At 71.4% G+C, this 18,168-nt stretch carries 16 protein-coding genes; 6 read left to right on the top strand and 10 right to left on the bottom strand.

Translation table 11 applies throughout. The features are described from left to right. Window positions 1-155: 155 nt before the first annotated feature. Both ACIOD2_RS22785 and ACIOD2_RS22780 read left to right on the top strand, forming a co-directional pair. A complete protein-coding gene (locus tag ACIOD2_RS22785) occupies window positions 156-1,301 on the top strand; it encodes a molecular chaperone DnaK (protein WP_400541228.1) in 1,146 nt (381 codons plus the stop codon). After that, complete coding sequence (locus tag ACIOD2_RS22780; protein ID WP_400541225.1) at window positions 1,298-3,706, top strand: LuxR C-terminal-related transcriptional regulator; 2,409 nt, start codon at window positions 1,298-1,300, stop codon at window positions 3,704-3,706. The genes ACIOD2_RS22785 and ACIOD2_RS22780 overlap by 4 nt, the downstream gene beginning before the upstream one ends. Before the next feature lie 719 nt (window positions 3,707-4,425). Here ACIOD2_RS22780 and ACIOD2_RS22775 read toward each other — a convergent pair. From ACIOD2_RS22775 to ACIOD2_RS22765, 3 genes are read right to left on the bottom strand one after another with little or no spacing between them, the layout of a single operon-like run. Continuing rightward, the gene (locus tag ACIOD2_RS22775; protein ID WP_400541222.1) at window positions 4,426-5,169 is read right to left on the bottom strand and encodes a ferredoxin reductase; all 744 of its coding nucleotides are present in this window, start codon (window positions 5,167-5,169) and stop codon (window positions 4,426-4,428) included. After that, entirely contained in the window at window positions 5,139-5,738 is a 600-nt protein-coding gene (locus tag ACIOD2_RS22770; protein WP_400541219.1) for a sulfite oxidase-like oxidoreductase, read from the bottom strand. The genes ACIOD2_RS22775 and ACIOD2_RS22770 overlap by 31 nt, the downstream gene beginning before the upstream one ends. 28 nt (window positions 5,739-5,766) lie before the next feature. Beyond that, on the bottom strand, window positions 5,767-6,378 hold the full coding sequence (locus tag ACIOD2_RS22765; protein WP_400541216.1) for a pentapeptide repeat-containing protein: 612 nt from the start codon (window positions 6,376-6,378) through the stop codon (window positions 5,767-5,769). A 41-nt stretch (window positions 6,379-6,419) separates the two neighbouring features. On the opposite strand from ACIOD2_RS22765, the gene ACIOD2_RS22760 reads away from it, so the two are divergent. The 4 genes from ACIOD2_RS22760 (at window position 6,420) to ACIOD2_RS22745 (ending at window position 9,007) form a co-directional block, all read left to right on the top strand. After that, window positions 6,420-7,316 carry an ornithine cyclodeaminase family protein gene (locus ACIOD2_RS22760; RefSeq protein WP_400541213.1) on the top strand — a complete coding sequence of 299 codons (897 nt, stop codon included), beginning with the start codon at window positions 6,420-6,422 and terminating at the stop codon, window positions 7,314-7,316. A 153-nt stretch (window positions 7,317-7,469) separates the two neighbouring features. Then, window positions 7,470-7,724, top strand: coding sequence for a hypothetical protein (locus tag ACIOD2_RS22755; protein ID WP_247061574.1), 255 nt, complete (start codon window positions 7,470-7,472; stop codon window positions 7,722-7,724). A gap of 249 nt (window positions 7,725-7,973) precedes the next feature. Next, window positions 7,974-8,210, top strand: a complete 237-nt coding sequence (locus ACIOD2_RS22750; protein WP_400541210.1) for a hypothetical protein — start codon at window positions 7,974-7,976, stop codon at window positions 8,208-8,210. Then, on the top strand, window positions 8,207-9,007 hold the full coding sequence (locus ACIOD2_RS22745; RefSeq protein ID WP_400541207.1) for a hypothetical protein: 801 nt from the start codon (window positions 8,207-8,209) through the stop codon (window positions 9,005-9,007). The genes ACIOD2_RS22750 and ACIOD2_RS22745 overlap by 4 nt, the downstream gene beginning before the upstream one ends. A 106-nt stretch (window positions 9,008-9,113) precedes the next feature. On the opposite strand, the gene ACIOD2_RS22740 is transcribed toward ACIOD2_RS22745, so the two are convergent. The 7 genes from ACIOD2_RS22740 to ACIOD2_RS22710 form a co-directional block, all read right to left on the bottom strand. Then, window positions 9,114-9,680 (bottom strand): hypothetical protein, encoded by a 567-nt coding sequence (locus tag ACIOD2_RS22740; protein ID WP_400541204.1) that lies wholly within the window; start codon window positions 9,678-9,680, stop codon window positions 9,114-9,116. Then, the gene (locus tag ACIOD2_RS22735; RefSeq protein WP_400541201.1) at window positions 9,677-11,290 is read right to left on the bottom strand and encodes a substrate-binding domain-containing protein; all 1,614 of its coding nucleotides are present in this window, start codon (window positions 11,288-11,290) and stop codon (window positions 9,677-9,679) included. Before ACIOD2_RS22735 ends, ACIOD2_RS22740 begins: the two co-directional genes overlap by 4 nt. Then, window positions 11,287-12,420 carry a toxic anion resistance protein gene (locus ACIOD2_RS22730; protein ID WP_400541198.1) on the bottom strand — a complete coding sequence of 378 codons (1,134 nt, stop codon included), beginning with the start codon at window positions 12,418-12,420 and terminating at the stop codon, window positions 11,287-11,289. The genes ACIOD2_RS22735 and ACIOD2_RS22730 overlap by 4 nt, the downstream gene beginning before the upstream one ends. A gap of 1 nt (window position 12,421) precedes the next feature. After that, window positions 12,422-13,501, bottom strand: coding sequence for a hypothetical protein (locus ACIOD2_RS22725; RefSeq protein ID WP_400541195.1), 1,080 nt, complete (start codon window positions 13,499-13,501; stop codon window positions 12,422-12,424). Between the two features lie 93 nt (window positions 13,502-13,594). After that, window positions 13,595-15,088: a carboxylesterase/lipase family protein gene (locus ACIOD2_RS22720; RefSeq protein WP_400541192.1), complete on the bottom strand. Its 1,494-nt coding sequence runs from the start codon at window positions 15,086-15,088 to the stop codon at window positions 13,595-13,597. Further along, entirely contained in the window at window positions 15,088-16,509 is a 1,422-nt protein-coding gene (locus ACIOD2_RS22715) for an ATP-binding protein (protein WP_400541189.1), read from the bottom strand. The genes ACIOD2_RS22720 and ACIOD2_RS22715 overlap by 1 nt, the downstream gene beginning before the upstream one ends. Then, window positions 16,506-18,158: an FAD-dependent oxidoreductase gene (locus ACIOD2_RS22710; protein WP_400541186.1), complete on the bottom strand. Its 1,653-nt coding sequence runs from the start codon at window positions 18,156-18,158 to the stop codon at window positions 16,506-16,508. Before ACIOD2_RS22710 ends, ACIOD2_RS22715 begins: the two co-directional genes overlap by 4 nt. Window positions 18,159-18,168 lie beyond the last annotated feature (10 nt).

Genomic DNA, 18,168 nt, shown 5'->3' with positions numbered 1-18,168 from the left:
CATCGTTAGGGAGTTAGGGGCTCATCCGAGACGCACTCAGTTGGGTTAAATCCCTCCAGACCCTTGATTGACTAACCCGTTTGGGTGAGGATGCCCCGAGCCCTAGGGGGATTTCGAACCCCCGATCGGCCCCGCGAGGTGAGGAGGAAGCGCCGTTGCCCTACGTCCTCGGGATCGATGTGGCACAGGGCCGGACCCACGCCGCGATCTGCCACCGTCACGGCCCCGGCTGGAGTGACCCCGAGCTCCTCTGGCTGGGTGAACGGTCCCCCGCCGCGGCGTCCGCGCTGTTCCTGGACGACGAGGGGTACCTGCTCACCGGCGACGCGGCGGCCCAGGCGGGCGCCCGGGTCCCGTCCCGGCTGCTCACCGGCTTCCACCGGCGGATCGGCGACGACGTGCCGATGGTCGTCGAAGGCGAGTCCTTCCCGCCCGAGACGCTGACCACCGTGCTCGTCGAAGGCATCGCCGAGCACGCGGCGAACCAGTTCGGCGGTTCCCCGCGGCACCTGGTGCTGACCCACCCCGGCGACTGGGGCGGCTACCGCCGTGACGTGCTGCGGAGGGCGCTGGCCGACGCCGGGTTCACGGCGGTGACGCTGGTCCCCGGCTCGATCGCGGCGCTCGGCGCGCACCTGCCCGTGCCGGGCCCGGGCGTGACCGCCGCCGGCGTGTGCGAGTTCGGCGCCGACGGCGTGAACGTCAGCCTGGCGACGCCGACCGGCGCGAACGGCTGGCAGATCGCGGCGAGCGCCGAAGGCGTGTCCCCGGCGGCCGCGTTGAGCACACTGTTCGCGCTAACCGGCACTGCCTCGATGTCCCCGAAGGGGCTCGCCGGCGTGGTGTTCTGCGGCGACGTCCCGCCGCACGCGCTGCCCTCCCGGCCGCCGTGCCCGATGTTCGCGGGACCGGTTCCGCCGGCCACCACCGCGCTCGGCGCGGCCGCCCTCGCCGGGCTGCGCGCGGACCACCGGGCCACCCCCCAGGAACCCCCGGCCGTCGAGACCACCCTGCTCCCCCGGATGGACACGCTCGGTGAGCTCGGCGAGCGGCCACCCCGGCCGCCGGTCGAGATCACGCCGTTCGAGCTGCCCGAGCGCAGCGGCCCGATGGACCTGTTCCGGCGTCGGCGCCCGCTCGCCGCCGCGATCCTCGTGCTCGCCGCGGGTGTCTCGGCCGTGCTGATCACCCTCACCGCCCGCGAAGCCAACGCCGGCCCCGACCAGTCCCATGCCCCCAGCCAGTCCACCCCGAGCCACTGCGCCGCTCCCGGCGCCCCCTCCGGTGAAGGTCACTGTTGAACACTCTGCTCACGCAGGCCGCCCCGCTTCACCCCGTCCCCGTGCACCCGGCGGCCCGGCAGCTGCTCGACCAGGTCGCCGCCGACCCGGCCGCGCCGCTGCGGGTCGCCGTCGTCGCCCCCGGCGGCTACGGCAAGAGCGTGCTGCTCGCCGCGCTCGCCCGCGTCTACCAGCAGGCCGGTGCCAACGCCCTGCTCGTCGACGACGCCGACCGGCTCGGCGCCGACCAGCTCGAAGAGCTCCTGGCCGGCGCCGAAGGCCCGATCGTCGTCGCGCACCGGCCGGCCGCGATCGCGCCCGGCTGGACGCTGGTGCAGCTCGGCCCGCTCGGCGTCGAAGACGTCGCGCGGCTGATCGAGACGGTGACCGGCAAGCCCGCCGACCCGGCCGCCGCGGCCGAGCTGCACGCCGCGAGCGGCGGCGTGCCGCGGCTGGCCGAGCGCGCGCTGCTCGGGCGGCTGGAGGAGTTCCGGCCCGAGCTCGACGAGCTCGACGACGACGTCCTGCGCTACCTGATCGCCGCCGAAGCCGGCGCGGGGCGCAACCTCGACCTGCTGTGCGCGCTGCTGGACCGCACGCCCGACCAGCTGCCCGGGATCGTCGACGGCGCCCGCGCGACCGGTCTGCTCGCCCCGGACGACACGCTGCTGCCGCTGGCCTCGGGTGCCGTCCGCGACTTCGGGCCGCCCGCCCGGCGCCTGACCACGGTGCAGCGGCTGGTCGAACTGCAGCTGGCGAACGGCCTCCCGGTGCTCGACCTGGCGCGTTCCCTGCTCGGCACCGGCAGCACGGGCGCGTCCGCGGCGGCCGCGTTCGCCGCGGCGGCCGCCGAAGCCCTGCCGACGGACGCCCGCCTGGCCACGCAGCTCTTCGAAGCCGCCGCCGAAGCGGGCGACCGCGGCCCGGCCGTCACGGCGGGCTGGGCCCGCGCGGCGGGGCTGTCCGGCGACCTCGACACGGCGTTGCGCCTCGGCGACGGGATGCTCGGCGCGGCCGACCCCGAAAGCCGAGCGGCCGGCGCGGAGATCGCGGCCACCGTGCTGGCCCACCGCGGTGAACTGGCCCGCGGCGCGGAGCTCTACCAGTGGGCCGCCAGCGCCGGCGTGCACCTCGCGGCGGGCCGTGGCGGCACCGACGCGTTCGCGGCGACGGCGCTGGTCGGCACCGGCGACATCGAGGGCGCCCGGCGGTTGCTCGACTCCCCCGCTCCCGGCCTCGCCCCGACGCTGTTCGCCGGCGCGGCCACGCGGATGGCCCGCGGCCTCGTCGATTCGGTGTCCGGCTGCGCGAACGAGACGTTGTCCACCCTGCTCGGCGCGGCGGCGATGCTGGAACCGGCGCTGGGCGGCACGCTGCTGCCGGACAGCCCCGCGGCGCTGGCCGCGCTCGCCGCCCTGCACACCGGTGAGCTGGCGCTGGCCGAGTCGGTGCTCAGCCGCGCCCTGCAGGGCCGCATCGGCGGCGACCTCCTCGCCGTGCGGCACCGGCTGCTGCTGGGCTGGGTGGCGATGACCGCGGGCGACCTGGCAGCCGCCGCGGAACACCGCGACGCCGTCTCGGGCCACACGCTGGAAGCGCGTGACGAGCTGTTCTTCGCGACGCTCGAGCTCGGCCTGGCCCGGCGGGCCAGCGACCTGGTCGGGCTGCAGCGGTCGTGGGCCCGCGCGTACCAGGCGTCGATGCGGCAGCAGACGGACCTGTTCACCTTGCTGCCGCTGGGCGAGCTGGCGATCGCGGCGGCCCGCACGGGTACCCACGCGAAGCTGGCCGGCCAGCTCGAACGCGCCCACAGCCTGCTGACCCGGCTCGGCGAACCTCCACTGTGGACGGTCTCGCTGGTCTGGCACGAGCTGCACGCGGCGATCACGCTGGAGGACGCCGAAGCCGCGAAGGCGCACTTGGCGACGTTGACCTCGCACGCGCATTGCGGCCGTCACCCCAGCGCCCTGGCCGCGGCGGCGAAGGGCTGGCTGACCGTCCTGGGTGGCACGTTCGACCCGGACGAGATCTCGGCGGCCGCGGCGGAGCTGCACGACCTGGGGCTGTGCTGGGACGCCTCCCGCCTGGCCGGCCAGGCGGCGATCCGCACGTCCGACCGCAAGGCGATGGTCCAGCTGCTGGAGGCGGCCCGCCAGTTCCAGGGAACGGGCATCCGCCGCGAGGCGGGTGCCGCGGAACCCGCGTCTTCGGGCACCGGCCTCGCGGCGCTGAGCGAGCGCGAGCTCGAGGTGGCCCGCCTGGTGGTCGAGGGCCTGACGTACAAGCAGGCGGGCAGCAAGCTGTTCATCTCGGGCAAGACGGTGGAGCACCACATGGCCCGCATCCGCGGGAAGCTGGGCGCGGCGGACCGCCGGGAGCTGCTGGCCACGCTTCGCGAACTGCTTTCTCGCCCCGACAGTCCCTAGGGGAGTTGGCTGCGCGGCTTGGTTGGTAGTTGCCGGGGCTGGGCGCGGCTGGGAACCGCTGGCCCAGCACGCCTGGCGCTGGCAGGTGACAATCGCGGCTGGGCACCGCAGGCCCGCACGCCTGGCACTGGCGAGTAGCTCCGTCGCGGCTGAGCACCGCAGGCCCGCACGCCTGGCACTGGCGAGTAGCTCCGTCGCGGCTGAGCACCGCAGGCCCGCACGCCTGGCACAGGCAGGTGACAATCGCGGCTGAGCACCGCAGGCCCAGCACGCCTGGCGCTGGCAGGTGACTCAATCGCGGCTGAGCACCGCTGGCCCGCACGCCTGGCGCTGGCGAGTGGCTCAGTCGCGGCTGGGCACCGCAGGCCCGCATCCTTGGCGACGGCGGATCGCTCAGCCGCGGCCATGGCCCGGCGCGGCCGAGGAAAACAGCAGACCCGACACTCCCGCGTGGGCGGGCCGGTTCAGTCGCGGCCGGCCGGCGGCGCCGGCCTGCCTCCGCACCTGGTACTGGAGGCGCCATCCGTCGCAGCCGGGTGGCGGACTGGCTCGGTCTCGGAGTCCTCGACTCACGGCGCCGGCCGGGTGCCCAGTCGCGGCTGGACCCGGTGCGGCCGCGTTACTCGAGCGTCCCGGCGCCGCGGCGCCGACGGCGTGGGTCGATCGCGGCAGAGGGCGGCGCCGTCAGGTTGCTCGCCGTCGCCGGTTGGTGGTGTGGGTCAGTCGCGGCTGGGGCCGAAGCGTTCCGTGCGGATGCGGTGGGGGTCGTGGCCCAAGGCCACCAGGATGTCCGCCACCGTCTCCACGAAGGCCGTCGGGCCGCAGACGAAGGATGTCGCGCCGAACTCGGCGGGCCAGGCTGCCGTGTTGAGCGTTGCCACGTTGATGCGGCGCGGGATTCCCTCGCGGCCGTCCGGTAGTTCGCGCGTGTAGACGTAGGTGACGTCCAGGCCCGCGGTCGGCTTGCGCAGTTCGTCGGCGTAGTACAGCTCGGCCGGGGTGCGCAGCGAGTAGATCAGCTTGAACGGCGTGCGGACGCCCGCGGCCCTGCGGGCGCGGACCATCGCCATCAACGGCACGATGCCCGAACCGCCGGCGACGAGCAGCACCGGCTCGGGGTCGGCCGGGCGCCAGACGAACCAGCCGCCGACCGGGCCGCGGATCTCGACCGGGTCGCCGATCGCGTACGGGCCGGCGAGGTGCTCGGACACCTCCCCGTCGGGGACGCGCTGCACGGTCAGCTCGACGCGGTCGGCGTCGGCGGGGGCGGCGAGCGAGTAGCTGCGCTGCGCGCGGTAGCCGTCGGCGGCGGTCAGCCGGACGTCGACGTGCTGTCCCGCGAGGTGTCCCGGCCAGCCGGGCAGGTCGAACACCAGCGTGCGGGCCGTGGGGGTTTCGTCGCGGAACTCGGCCAGGCGGGCGACCCGCCAGGCTAGTCGCCCTGATACCGCTGTTCGCGCCATGGATCCCCGTAGTCGTGGTAACCGACGTTCTCCCAGAAGCCCGGCTCGTCCCGGGTCTTCAGCTCCAGCCCGCGCACCCACTTCGCCGACTTCCAGAAGTACAGGTGCGGCACGACCAGCCGCGCCGGGCCACCGTGCTCGGGGGTGAGCGGCTTGCCGCCGTACTCGTAGGCGACCCAGGCCTGGCCGTCGAGCAGGTCGGCCAGCGGCAGGTTGGTGGTGTACCCGCCGTAGGAGTGCACCATCACGTAGTACGCCGCGGTGTCGAGGCCGCCGATCAGGGTGTCCACCGGGACGCCGCGCCACCGCGTGTCCAGTTTGGACCACTGGGTGACGCAGTGGATGTCCACAGTGAACTTCTCGCTCGGCAGGGCCATCAGCTCGGCCCAGCTCCAGGCGTGCTTCTCGCCGGTCTCGGTGGTGACCGTGAACTCCCACGTCTCGGTGCGCACGCGCGGCGTCGGGCCCGCCGACAGCACCGGGAAGTCCTCGGCCAGGTACTGGCCGGGCGGCAGGCGCGGGTTGCCGCTGCGGGCACGACCCTGGAACCCCGGTGTCACGACACCCATCCGGCACTCCCTCCTGCTGGAGGCGAGCCTACGCCCGGACCCGCAGCCCCAGCGACGTGACGAGCACCGCAGCCTGCTCCGGCGAAACGATCGCCGCGGCCAGCTCGGCGTTCACCGGATCGAGCGCCGAGAGGTCGCTGCCCCGCAGGTCGGCGCACGACAGCTTGACGGCGTGCAGCATCGCCCCGGACAGGTCGACGTCGGCGAACACCGCGTCGGCGCAGTTCGCCCCGGTGAGGTCGGCCTCGCGCATCCGCACGCCGTGGAAGGCGGCCGACCGGAGGTCGGCGCCCGCCAGTCCGGCGAACGACCAGTCGCCGCCCGTCACCCGCAGCGGCCGCAACTCGCATTCGCTGAACGTGGCCCCGACGAGCTTGCACCCGGTGAACTCGGCGTCGAAGAAGTTGCACCGCTTGAAGGCGCAGCCGGTGAAGGCCGAGTCGGTGTGCCGCGACGCGTTGAAGCGCACGTTGCCGAACACGCAGTCGGTGAACGTCGAGTTCCGGGTGACGGCCTCGGAGAGGTCGACCTCGTGGAACTCGCACCGCGTGTAGTGCCGCCCGGTGATCTCCTCGCCGTACCAGTCGTCACGGAAGAACCGCTGGTCTTCGACGGGTGGATCTTGCGTGGCATCGGACACTCGGCCAGGCTAGCGCCACGACCACGAGGGGGTGCCGAAGCATGCTGGACGCCGACGACGTCCGGGCGGCCGTGCCGATGCCGGCCGCCGTCGACGCGGTGCGGGAGGCCTTCCTCGACCTCGCCGCCGGCCGCTTCGAGGTGCCGCAACGCCTGTCGTTCGACGGCGGCACGACGCTCGTCATGAGCGCCTGCCACACCCCCACCGGCCGGACGGCGGTGAAGACCCTCAGCCTCGTCGCCGGCCGCGACCCGATGATCCTCGGGACCCTGGTGTGGAACACCCCCGAGACGCAACTGGTCGCCGACGCGATCGCGGTGACCACCTTGCGCACCGGCGCGGTGTCGGGTGTCGCCACCGATCTGCTGGCACCACCGGATGCGAGCCGGCTGGCCGTCATCGGCACCGGCGCCCAGGCCGCGGACCAGGTCCGCGCGGTGGCGGCAGTGCGCCCGGTGCGGCAGGTGACGGTGTTCGGACGCTCCCGGCTTCGGGCGACCGAGTTCGCCGACGGGTTGCGGGAGGAGTTCCCCGGCGTGCGCGTGGCGCCGAGCGTCGAGGACGCGGTCTCCGACGCGGAGATCGTTTGCTGTGCTACTTCATCGGCCACTCCTCTCTTCGACGTCGACGCCCTGCCGGAGCGCGTCCACGTCAACGCCATCGGTTCGTACCTGCCGTCCATGCGGGAGCTTCCCGCCGAGCTGCTCGCGACGGCCGGCTGCGTTGTGGTGGACCAGATCGACGCCGTCCTCGAGGAGGCCGGCGAGGTGATCCACGCGGTGGACAACGGCCTGCTTTCGCGGGATTCGCTGGTGGAACTGGGAACGGCGCTTCAGGAGCCTCCAGTGGTCGGCGGGCGGACGGTGTTCAAGTCCGTCGGGGTCGCGGTGCAGGACTGGGCGATCGCGCGGTTGCTCGGCGAAAAAGGGCCGCACTGAACCCGGTTCACTGAGCGTGCTCGTTACCGAGCGGAGAGCAATAACAGCGGCCAAACGGCGCAATCTGGGCCTTGAAGCGTTTGACGGACCACCCAATCCGGGAATTTCCGCGGCATGTCTCCTTGGCGAACCACCACTCGACGGAACACGGCCGTGCGGGTCATCACGGCGATCGGCGCGATCTTCGCGGGGATCGAAGTTCTCTACATGATCATGGTGCTCGCCGGCGCCAATGCCGGTAACTCCTTCTTCGTCTTCATCAAGTCACTGGCGGTTCCTCTCGCGTTGTTCTGGCCCGGCCTGTTCCCGGTGAGCAACCCCAGCCTCGCCGTGATCCTGGACTTCGGCTTGGCCGCGGTGTTCTGGCTGGTCGTCACGGGCATCATCGCCCGCTTCGCCGGCCGGTAATGGGCGGTCGCCTGCCGACACCCCTGAACGGCCACCTGCCGTCACCGCCCCCTCCGGTGACGGCAGGTGGCACCCCACTCGGGTGACTGCCTGACGGCGAACGGCGGCGGTATGGGTGGCCAGGTCGTGTGACTCGCGATCTGGCTTCGCCTCACGACTCACCTTGGGACGGCACTGTTCCGCGGCGGGCATCAGCAGCAGGCTGTGTCCCAACGGAATCCGCGATCTGTCTCACCTTGAGACTTCCGGGTGACGGTGAACTACCGATCCGCAGACGGGCAGGTCCGGGAACGCGTCATCGCACCACCAACGGAGTGGCGAATCCGGGACCGCAGCGTACGTCGCGACGACACCCCAGCCGGAGCGTTCGAGCTGGTCACCAAGGCCCTTCGCGCCGATGATCTCGGCGTCGGCCTCCTCTCCCTCCTTTCTGCCACGCCCCGGCTTCAGCAGCCGGTGCAGGTTTCGGCGACACTGGTCGGATGAGTGACGGCAGATGGTTCGACGGCTGGGCTGCGGCCGGGCGTTCGCTTTTTCCGAACGTTCCCGTCACGCCCGCCGCCGTTCTGCGGAGTGTCACCGAACAGCTCGTCGGCCGGCGGCTGACCACCAAGGTGGACGGCCGCGAAGTCGGCCTCACGCTCACCGAGCTCCACTACCCGGCCGATACCCTCAGGCTGGCCACCGGACGTGTCGGCGACGTACGCATCGTCGCCGAGGACGTCGACTGGCCCGAGCAGGCGAACGAGACCGGCGAGCAGCGCAGCATCCTCCTCAAGCGGGTCACCGTGCTCGCCGAGGACGTCCGCCTCCGCTCGCTGCCCACTCCGGCCGCCATTCCCGCGCGGGTCGAGCTGCGGATCGCCGTGTCCGCGGACGTGCTGCGCGAACGGGTGGCGGCAGTCCGCCCCGGGATCGTCGCCGCGCCGGCCGAAAGCGGCCTGCTCCAGATCCACTGGGCCAAGCGCCCGCAGTGGGGCCACCTGACCCTGGAGGCCCGGGTGGAGGACGACGCCGTGGTGCTCGTGCCGCGAACCCTCCACATCGGACGCCGTCAGCTGAAACCACCGGCGCGCTTCCGCCCGATCGTGCTTCCGCTGCCGGAACTCCCGCCCGGCATAACGCTGACGAAGGTGGAACCACGGCAGGACGAACTCGTGCTCCACACCGTGGCGGAGGAATGGCCGGAACGGCTTTCCCGCATTCCCCTGACCGACTTGCTGAGCTGGCTGACCACCGCGGCGATGACCCTGACCCTGCCGAAACTCGGTACGCGTCCATAGCTTTCCCTTCATCGGAGACGACCTACTCCAACGAAGCTACTCGAACGTCCGTTCGAACACATCACTCACACGGGTACAACCGGGAAACCCTGACACAGCAAGGCAATCAAGCGTCCCGGTCCCGCAGGTAACGCGTGTGGTCCGCCTGCCGGTCGACGTCCGCCGAATAGAACCGCTCGGCGATCCGGTGCGCCTCCGCCTCGAGCAAGCCCAGCTGCGCCACCAGTTCGTCCGACGCGCCGGCCCGCCGGGACGCGAACCACCACGGCAGGTTCAGGAAAGTCTCGACCGACAGCGGCAGATCGGTCCGCACCAGCCGGACCACGGAGTGCTGCAGGTCCGGATCGGCCGACAGCCGCGCGGGCTGCGCGAGCAGGTCGTGCAGCACCTCCGCGATCCGCCGCACGGTGTCCACAGTGGACGCGGGCATGCGCGACGTCTGGGAGGACACCGAGGAAACCAGCGTTTCCAACGACGCGCGCAGCTCCCCCGAGGTGTCGGGCAGCAGCCGGACCTTCTCCGGCGGCGCGAGCAGCGCACCCACCGCGTACAGCGCGATCACGACCACCGGCCAGATCGAACCGACCACGCCGGTCAGGTACAACCCCAGGCCGACGAGCCCGCCGACGCAGCCGGCGAGGTTCTTGGTCGAGCCCAGATAACGCAGCATCATTGGTACCCGCGGATCTCCTGGAAGACTTCGGAAAGCTGGACCTTCCGCGCGTCGAACACCTTGCCGCCGGTCATGGTCGCGACCTGCGTCAGCTCGTCGCTCGAACCCTCGCCGAACAGGACCGTGAACACCGGCACCCCCTTCATCGCGGGCGCCAGCGAGCCGAACGACGCCTGGAAGTCCGGCAGTGACGAGCCGTTCGCGTTCTCCCCGTCGGTCATCAGGACGATCGAGGTGAACCGGTCGGGATCGCGCGCCGCCAACGGTTCGAGCACGCGGTAGGCCTGGGAAAGGGAGTCGTAGATCGCCGTGCCCCCTCGGGCGTTCAGGCCTTCGGCGAACGCCTTGATCCGGGCCAGCTCGGCCGCGGGATCCTGCTCCGGCACGGTGAACGTCCGCGGCGCCTGAGGGCCGGTGTTGAACGGCAGCATCGTCACCTCCTCCCGGCTCCGGAACCGCCGGTACCGCCCGGTGAGCGAGTTGTCCGCGCCCGTCAGCCCGGCCAGCGCGGTGCGCAGCGCGTCGATCCGGTCGCCCTCCATCGAACCCGACGTGTCGAGCACGTACAAGGTCCGCGACGGGCGGCGGATCTTGTCGAAGTAGGCCTGGAGCAGGGCGTCCACCGCCTGCTGCGTCGCCGGGAACGGCAGTTCGACGAGGTCGCGCTGCGCGAACTGCGGCCCCAGCGCGACGCCGGGCACGACCGGCCGCCGCTGCGTCGTGTCCATGATCTTCTTCTGGACGTCCGGGGTGCGCAGGTAGTCGGAGAGCCGCTGGTGCGCGGACCGGGCGTCGTCCCCCGCGGAAGCGAGCAGCGTCAGCGGGTAGTCCGCGGTGATGACACCGTCGCTGGGGTAAATCACCTTGAGCGGTTCCGGCAGCTTCCCGGACGCGTTCGCCGACAGCAGCACGGACTCGTAGTTGATCAGCCCGTCGACCTTCTGGCCGGGGTCTTGGCCGGTCGCGCGCCGCGTGTACGCGTCCGACAGCCAGCCGGACGACCCGGCGGAAAGGGCCTGCGCGCTGAAGAACTGCGTCAGCTGCGGGGTCACCGCGGCGATCTGCTGGGCGTCGATCGCGTTGCCCGCGCCCGCCAGCGCCGACGCGACGCCGACCAGCGCCGAGAACCCGGAGTTCGACGCCGACGGGTCGGTCATCCCGTACGTGAACGCCTTCTTGCCGGCCTGCGCGGCGATCTCGCCCCAGCCGACCGGCTTCCCGGTCCAGCCGAGCCGTTGCGCGGACGACGCCGAGAGCCCCAGCACCACCGGCGAGCTCATGATCTTGACCTGGTTCCCCAGCCGCTTCGCCGCTTCGGGAATCCCCGCCGGGTACCGGTTCGACGAGAACCAGACGGCGTCGTACTTGCCGTCGACACTGCCGTTCGCCAGCGACTCGGCGCCTTCCAGCGTGCCGGTGAAGGTGAACTTGACCTTGACGCCGGTGGCCTTTTCGGCCTCGTCGAGCACCGGTTGCATGTCCGCCAGCTCGCTGCCCGCGAGAATCCTGAGCGTGCCCGGCTCGGGATCCCCCAGCGGCGCCGACGGAGAGGCGTCGGAGCACCCCGCCAGCAAGACCGCGCTCAGGGCCACCAGAAAGAGCTTCTTCATACTTCCCCCTCGTGCGAGCGGCGCAGGTGGTCCTCGGCCCGGCGGATCTCGCCGGACAGGGACTCGACCGTGGTCGCCATGGTGCGGACGGCGTCGGCGCGGAACCCGTCGATCGCGTCGATCGAGGCGTAGATCCGGTCGAAGGACGCGCGGATCGTCTCGGTCGCGACCGCCGGGTCGCTGCTCGCCTTGCGGATCTCCGCGGACTGTAGGTCCAGCAGCTCGGTGTTGGCCCGGATCAGCCCGTCAGTGGTCGCCTGGAGCGCCGCGACCTCGTCCAGGACGTCGCGCTGGCTCGCCAGCGCACCGCTGACCAGCAGCGCGACGCGCAGCGCGGACACCGTCGTCGACACCGCCCGCTCGACACCGCGGATCAGCTCGTCGTTGTTCTTGCGCACCAGGTCCAGCGCGAGGTAGCCCTGCGCGCTGACCGCGAGCTGGGTCAGCAGGTCCTGGTGCCGTTGCCGGATCGGGTACAGCACGTCACCACGCAACGCGTTGGCACGCGCGGGATCCGTGAAGTCGAAGACCCCGGCCTGCGTCTCGATCGCCCCGTCGACGGCCTCGGCGAAGGCGGCCGCTTCGGCCAGCTTCCCCATCACCTTCCACAGCCGCTGGCGCTCGCCCTTGATCGCGGCGTTGTCGCGGCGCAGGACGTCCTGACGGCCGCGGAGGTCGACGACCAGCGCGTTGACCGGCTCGTTCGCCGCGCGGTAGCGGTCCAGCGCGCGCTTCGCGCCCGCCGCGACCGGGAACATCCCGAGCAGCTTGCGCCCGGTGAGCGGCAGCTTCGCCGGGTCCAGCTCGGCGACCGTGCGGCGCAGGCTCGTCAGGCTGGTCGTCACGTGTTCCTGGGGTGAGGCCGTGAGCGCCCGGCTCGTGCGGTCCAGCATCGCCCCCGCGACGCCGGCCGCGGCCCGCATGTCGGCCTCGCCGACGGCCAGCAGCTCGTCCAGGAGGTCGGTGAACTCCGGCGACTTGACGTCCAGCGCTTCGAGCCGCTCGGTGAACTCCCCGGCGCGAACGGTGATTTCCGCCCGGGTGTCCTCGCCGAGCGTGATGAGTCCGGCGGCCCGCTCGGCCGGGATCGCCGTCACCGGCTCCGGCGGGGTGAGGGTGAATTCGTCCATGTCAGTACTGCTTGCCGACGGCGTCGAGGAGACGCTCCAGGGTCTCGAACGACGGCGGCTCGACGGCGTCCACCAGGTCGGCGGGCGCGTGCGCCTTGGCACCGACGTCGGCGAACAGCTTCGGGTCGGTGGTGCGGAACCCGAACGTCGCGGCGAGCTTGCCCAGCTCCGGGTCGGTCGCGAGCAGCTGCCCGACCTTGTCGCCGTCGCCGCTGAACGGGACCAGCGTGTGCTTCGAGTACACCGTCGGCGCCGTGTAGATCATCCGCATGTCCGGCCGGATCGAGCCGTCGCCGCGGACGACGCGGTCCACGTACTGCGACTCGTAGATCAGCGCGAGCGGCGTCTTGCCCATGCCCGCGGACAGGTAGTCCTCGAACGGCCCTTCGGTGCTGTTCTGCGTGTACCCCTGGTCCAGGAACAGCTTCGACACCGACGGCAGCACCTTCGCCTCCTGGTCCGGCGTGCTGACGACGGTGTTGCCGTTGGCCACGAAGGAGACGATCGACAGGTACATCGCCGCGGAGTTCGACTCGCGCGGGTCGGTGGTCGTGACCAGGACGTTCTTGCGGGCCGGGTACGCGGTGTTGCCGGGCAGCTGGTCCCAGCGCGTGCCCGCCTTCGCGACGTCCAGGTACTTCGCGACGTCCAGGACGTCGTAGTCGCCGGCGCCCTTGTGCACCACGCCGTTCGCCTTCAGCAGCGCGACGATCGGCTCGAAGGTGGCGATCGCCATCGGCGACTGGAACGGTGTGTAGACCGTGGTCACCTTGCGGTCACGCTGGATCTTCTGCGCCGCGGGCGAGGACGACGGGAACGCGAACGCGTACTTCCCGAGGTCGACGGTGGTCGCGATCTGGCGCGACCCGGCCGTGTCGACCTCGACCTTCAAGCCGTGCCGGGCGAAGGCGTCGACAACCCGCTGGTCGGTGAAGAAGGCCTGCTTCTCCGAGCCGATCACGCCGCGCACGGTGGTCAGGTCACCACCCTGCGCGCTGTCGTCCCCGCGTCCCCAGACGATCACCGCCACGACCGCGAGCAGCAGCACCACGGCCAGTCCGATCGATACCCGGCGTTTCACGAGCCACTCCCCTCGACGGCCCGATCCTTCAGGGCCTTCGACTCGTTTGACGCGCGGACGAGCCAGTTCGAAGTGAACGAAAGATGAACAGTGTCACACCGCGGGGAACCACGTCCCGGACGCCCATTCGGTGTCGCCCCAAGCCTTTCGCTCTTCGGCACGTGGATCGAGCACCAAGTCCGTGTCTTCCCGGAAAACCATCACCGGACGCAGTTCCGGACCGTAGCGCGGCCAGTCGGGGCCGTCGGCGGACGCGACGCCGTCGTGCACGAACCGCACCCAGCACCGGTGAATGAGCAACGCCGCGCGCTCGCGGGCCGGGTTCACGTCGGACGCCTGCGCGAACAGCGGCAACGGGGTCTTCCACGCCATCGTCGTCTCGGTGCCGTGCCCGCCGTCGAGTTGTTCGGGCACCCCGGGTGCCGCGATGTCGATGCGGTAGCGGTAAACGGGGGCGTGCGCAGACTGTGCGTCGGCGAGGCGCTGCGTCGGAACGCCGTAACGTTCGTCGCCCATCGCGGCGATCTTCGCGGACTTGAGGTCGGGGACGCGGTGGAGGTAGGTCTCCAGCAGCTGTGAAGTTCCTTCTACCCCAAGGATTTGCGTGAGCACGTCCTCCGCGGGCGCCGTCGCGATGTCGTCACCCAGCATCATCGCGTACGTGCTGCCTTCGTTGCTGTTGCAGCCGACCAGCAGCGGGACGCCGGCCGCGCTGCCGCGGCGGATCGGCCCGACCGGCACCTCGGGCAGCACGCGGGGGTGCAGCGTCGGGCGCCACAGCCACAGGGCCTGGAAACCGGTGAGGATCCGTTCCTGCGCCTCGACGAACTCCTTGGCGGGCAACGCCCGCAGCGATTCGGCGTCGTGGCAGCCGACCTCGTCGAGCAGCCGACGGGCCAGCACGGTGCCGGTTTCCGGCGTCGCCACGTGGTCCGCGCCGCCGCTGCTGCTGATCGCCTGCGCGAACAGCCCCGCGCCGAGCGGGCTGCCCATCAGGTTCCCGACGCTCTTCGCGCCCGCCGAGACGCCGTAGACGGTGATCCGCGACGGGTCGCCCCCGAACGCGGAAATGTTGCGGCGCACCCACTTCAGCGCGGCGATCTGGTCGAGCAGGCCGCCCACGCCGGCGTCCGCCTCGGACTCGCCGAAGATCCCGGCGAGGTGCAGGAACCCGAGCGAGCCGAGGCGGTAGTTGATCGTGACGACCACGATCCCGGCACGCGCGAACTCTTCGCCGTCACCGAGCTGTTCACCGTGACCGACGCGGTAACCGCCGCCGTGCAGCCAGAACAGCACCGGGTAGCCGCCCTCGGGCGCGGGCTCTTCCGGCGTGCAAACGTTGAGGTACAGGCAGTCCTCGTCGCAGACCGCCTGCGGGTTCATCGGGTCCGGCGACTGCATCGCGTGCGGCCCGTAGTCGGCCGCGACGTGCACGCCACCCGAGAGCGAAGGCGGCTGCGGCGCCTTCCACCGCAGCTCGCCGACCGGCGGCCGGGCGTACGGGATCCCGCGCCACCTGCGGACGCCGTCACCCGCCAGCCCCACCAGCGCCCCGAGCTCGGTCGTGACCGTCGGGACGGTGGCCATCAGAGGGAGGCCTGCTCTTCGGTCGGGAGGCACACCTCGAACCGTGTGTTCCCCGGCTCGGACTCGACACGCAGGTCGCCCTGGTGCCGCTCGACGACGATCTTCCACGAGATGTCCAGGCCCAGCCCGGTGCCCTCGCCGACCGCCTTGGTCGTGAAGAACGGCTCGAAGATCCGTCCCTTGATGTCCTCCGGGATGCCCGGGCCGGTGTCGCCGATCTCGACGCGCACCTGGTCGTTGACGCCCCACGTGCGCAGCGTGAGCGTGCCTTCGCCGCCCATCGCGCCCAGCGCGTTGTCGATGACGTTCGTCCAGACCTGGTTGAGCTCGGCCGCGTACGCCGGGATCTTCGGCAGGCTCCGGTCGTACTCCTTGACGACGCGGACGCCGTCGCCGATCTTGCCCGCGAGCATCACGAGCGTGGAGTCGAGGCCGTCGTGGACGTCGACCCACTGGTGCGGCGACCGGTCCATCTGCGAGTACTGCTTGGCCTTGCCGACCAGCGCCGAGATCCGGGTGGTCGAGTCCTCGATCTCGCCCATCAGCATCTCGGTCTCGAGCGCGTAGGCGAGCCAGCGGGCGGCGCCGTCCATGAAGGTGTCGCCGACCTGCTCCAGGACGTGGTCCAGGTCGGCCGTGGTCAGCCCGGCGCGGACGTAGATGTCGGCGAGGTCCCAGCCGCCGTCGATGCCGTGCTCGTCGAACCAGTCGCCGATCTCGTCCTCGCGGTCGGACTGCTGCATCGCGGTCAGCTTCTCCGCCTGCGCGACCTGCTTGACCAGCGTCTCCTGGACGTCGATGAGCTGGTAGAGCAGCTCGGGATCGATGTCCTTCTTCGCCAGGAAGGCCAGCTTGTGCCGCATCCCGGCGACGCGCTCGCGCAGCGCGGACGTCGCCCGCACGGCGGCCGCGGCCGGGTTGTTCAGCTCGTGCGTCAGGCCCGCCGACAGCTCGCCCAGCGCCAGCAGACGGCGGCGCGAGCCGATCACGGTGTCGCTGTTGCGCCAGCCGAGGTACATGCCTTCGAGCAGGTGCGTCGCCATCGGGAACCACCGGCGGAACTCGAAGGAGAACTCCCGCGACGGCAGCGTCAGGAACGTGACGTCGGACAGCGCGCGCACCGTCGCGTTGTAGCGGTGCTCGCTCTCCTGGTGCACGAAGAACTGCGTCGCGCCGAAGTAGGCGCCGCGCTGGTCGGACCGGTTGGTCTCCACCTCGGTGCCGCTGACCATCCGCGTCATCCGGATCGCGCCGCCCAGCAGCACGTAGAAGCAGGTCGCTTCGTCGCCTTCGCGGATGACGACGGTGTCGCCCTCGTACTCCTCGAGCACGGCGTTGTCGGCGATCCAGTCGAGCTGGTCCTCGGAAAGGTGTTCGAACAGGAAGAGGCCGCGAAGCTCTTCCCACGGCAATGCGCTCATTGTTCCTCCAGGTACCGGTGTACCAGCGTCACGGCCATCGCGCCTTCGCCGACCGCGGAGGCCACCCGCTTGACCGACTGGGACCGCACGTCGCCCGCTACGAAGACGCCCGGGATCGACGACTCGAGGTAATGCGGGTCACGGTCCAGCGTCCAGCCTCGTGGGCGCTGCCCACCGGCCAGGAGGTCCGGGCCCGTGCAGACGAAGCCGTGGTCGTCGCGGTGGAGGTCGTCGCCCAGCCACTCCGTGCGCGGGGCCGCGCCGATGAAGATGAACAGGTGGCCGGTGTCGACCTCCTCGGTGACGCCGTTCTCGCAGAGCGTGAGCCGCTCGAGGTGCTCGTCGCCGTGAGCCTGCTTGACCGTCGTGTGCGTGCGGACGTGGATGTTCTCGATGCCGGCGATCTGCTCGATCAGGTAGTGCGACATCGACGACTCGAGCGACTCGCCGCGCACCAGGATGCTGACGTCGCTGGCGTGCCGGGAGAAGAACACCGCGGCCTGCCCGGCGGAGTTCGCGCCGCCGACGATGTAGACGTGCTCGCCCTTGCACTCGGGCGCCTCGGTGGCGGCCGAGCCGTAGTAGACGCCGCGGCCGCTCAGCTCGCTGATGCCCTCGGCGTCGAGCGCGCGGTAGGTGACGCCGCTGGCGAGGATCACCGAGTGCGCGGCGATCTCGCTGCCGTCGCCGAAGGTGATGACCCGGGACGAGCCGCGGGCCTCCAGGCCGACGACGTCGCGGGCGGTCAGCACCTCGGCGCCGAACTTCTGCGCCTGGCGCCGCGCCCGGTCGGTCAGCTGCGCGCCGGAGACGCCGTCGGGGAAGCCGAGGTAGTTCTCGATGCGCGAACTCGTGCCGGCCTGGCCGCCGGTGGCCTTCTTCTCGACGAGCACTGTGCGCAGGCCCTCGGACGCGCCGTACACCGCGGCGCCGAGCCCGGCCGGGCCGCCGCCGATGACGACGAGGTCGTAGAACTCCTGCGCGGGGCGGGTCGACAAACCGACCGCGTCCGCGATCTCGCTGCCGGAGGGGTGCTTGAGCACGGTGCCGTCGGGCGTGACGATCACCGGGATGTCCGACGCGGCGGCGTCGGCGGCCTCGAGCAAGCGCCTGCCCTCGTCGTCGTCGACGGAGTACCAGCGGTACGGGACGGCGTTGCGCGCGAGGAACTCGCGCAGGTCGAACGACGGCGAGTTGTAGCGGTGGCCGATGAGCTTGACCTCTTCGACCGGCTTGTCGCCGACGGCCTTCCAGGTCTCGACGAGCGCGTCGATCACCGGGTAGAGCTTCTCCTCCGGCGGGTCCCACGGCTTGAGCAGGTAGTGGTCGACGTCGACGACGTTGATCGCCTGGATCGCGGCGTCGGTGTCGGCGTAGGCGGTCAGCAGGGCACGGCGGGCGTGCGGGAACAGGTCCATCGCCTTCTCGAGGAAGGCGATGCCGTCCATCTGCGGCATCCGGTAGTCGGCGAGGATCGCCGCGACGGCGTCGCCGCGCAGCTTGATCTCGCGCAGCGCGTCGAGGGCGTCGGCGCCCGAGTCGGCGCGGATGACGCGGTAGTCCTTGCCGTAGCGCCGCCGCAGGTCGCGGGCGACCGAGCGGGACACGGCGGGATCGTCGTCGACGGTCATCAGGATCGGCTGGCTCACGTCTTGCAGC

The organism is Amycolatopsis sp. NPDC088138 (genome assembly GCF_044741685.1).
Taxonomy (GTDB): domain Bacteria; phylum Actinomycetota; class Actinomycetes; order Mycobacteriales; family Pseudonocardiaceae; genus Amycolatopsis.
This window is presented reverse-complemented; position numbering and strand designations above follow the sequence as displayed.

Bases quoted from the DNA above. Each gene is read 5' to 3' on its own strand.
- ACIOD2_RS22720 (WP_400541192.1), bottom strand. From the start codon at position 15,088: ATGGCCACCGTCCCGACGGTCACGACCGAGCTCGGGGCGCTGGTGGGG.
- ACIOD2_RS22735 (WP_400541201.1), bottom strand. From the start codon at position 11,290: ATGAAGAAGCTCTTTCTGGTGGCCCTGAGCGCGGTCTTGCTGGCGGGG.
- ACIOD2_RS22760 (WP_400541213.1), top strand. From the start codon at position 6,420: ATGCTGGACGCCGACGACGTCCGGGCGGCCGTGCCGATGCCGGCCGCC.
- ACIOD2_RS22715 (WP_400541189.1), bottom strand. From the start codon at position 16,509: ATGAGCGCATTGCCGTGGGAAGAGCTTCGCGGCCTCTTCCTGTTCGAA.
- ACIOD2_RS22775 (WP_400541222.1), bottom strand. From the start codon at position 5,169: ATGGCGCGAACAGCGGTATCAGGGCGACTAGCCTGGCGGGTCGCCCGC.
- ACIOD2_RS22740 (WP_400541204.1), bottom strand. From the start codon at position 9,680: ATGATGCTGCGTTATCTGGGCTCGACCAAGAACCTCGCCGGCTGCGTC.
- ACIOD2_RS22770 (WP_400541219.1), bottom strand. From the start codon at position 5,738: ATGGGTGTCGTGACACCGGGGTTCCAGGGTCGTGCCCGCAGCGGCAAC.
- ACIOD2_RS22745 (WP_400541207.1), top strand. From the start codon at position 8,207: ATGAGTGACGGCAGATGGTTCGACGGCTGGGCTGCGGCCGGGCGTTCG.
- ACIOD2_RS22730 (WP_400541198.1), bottom strand. From the start codon at position 12,420: ATGGACGAATTCACCCTCACCCCGCCGGAGCCGGTGACGGCGATCCCG.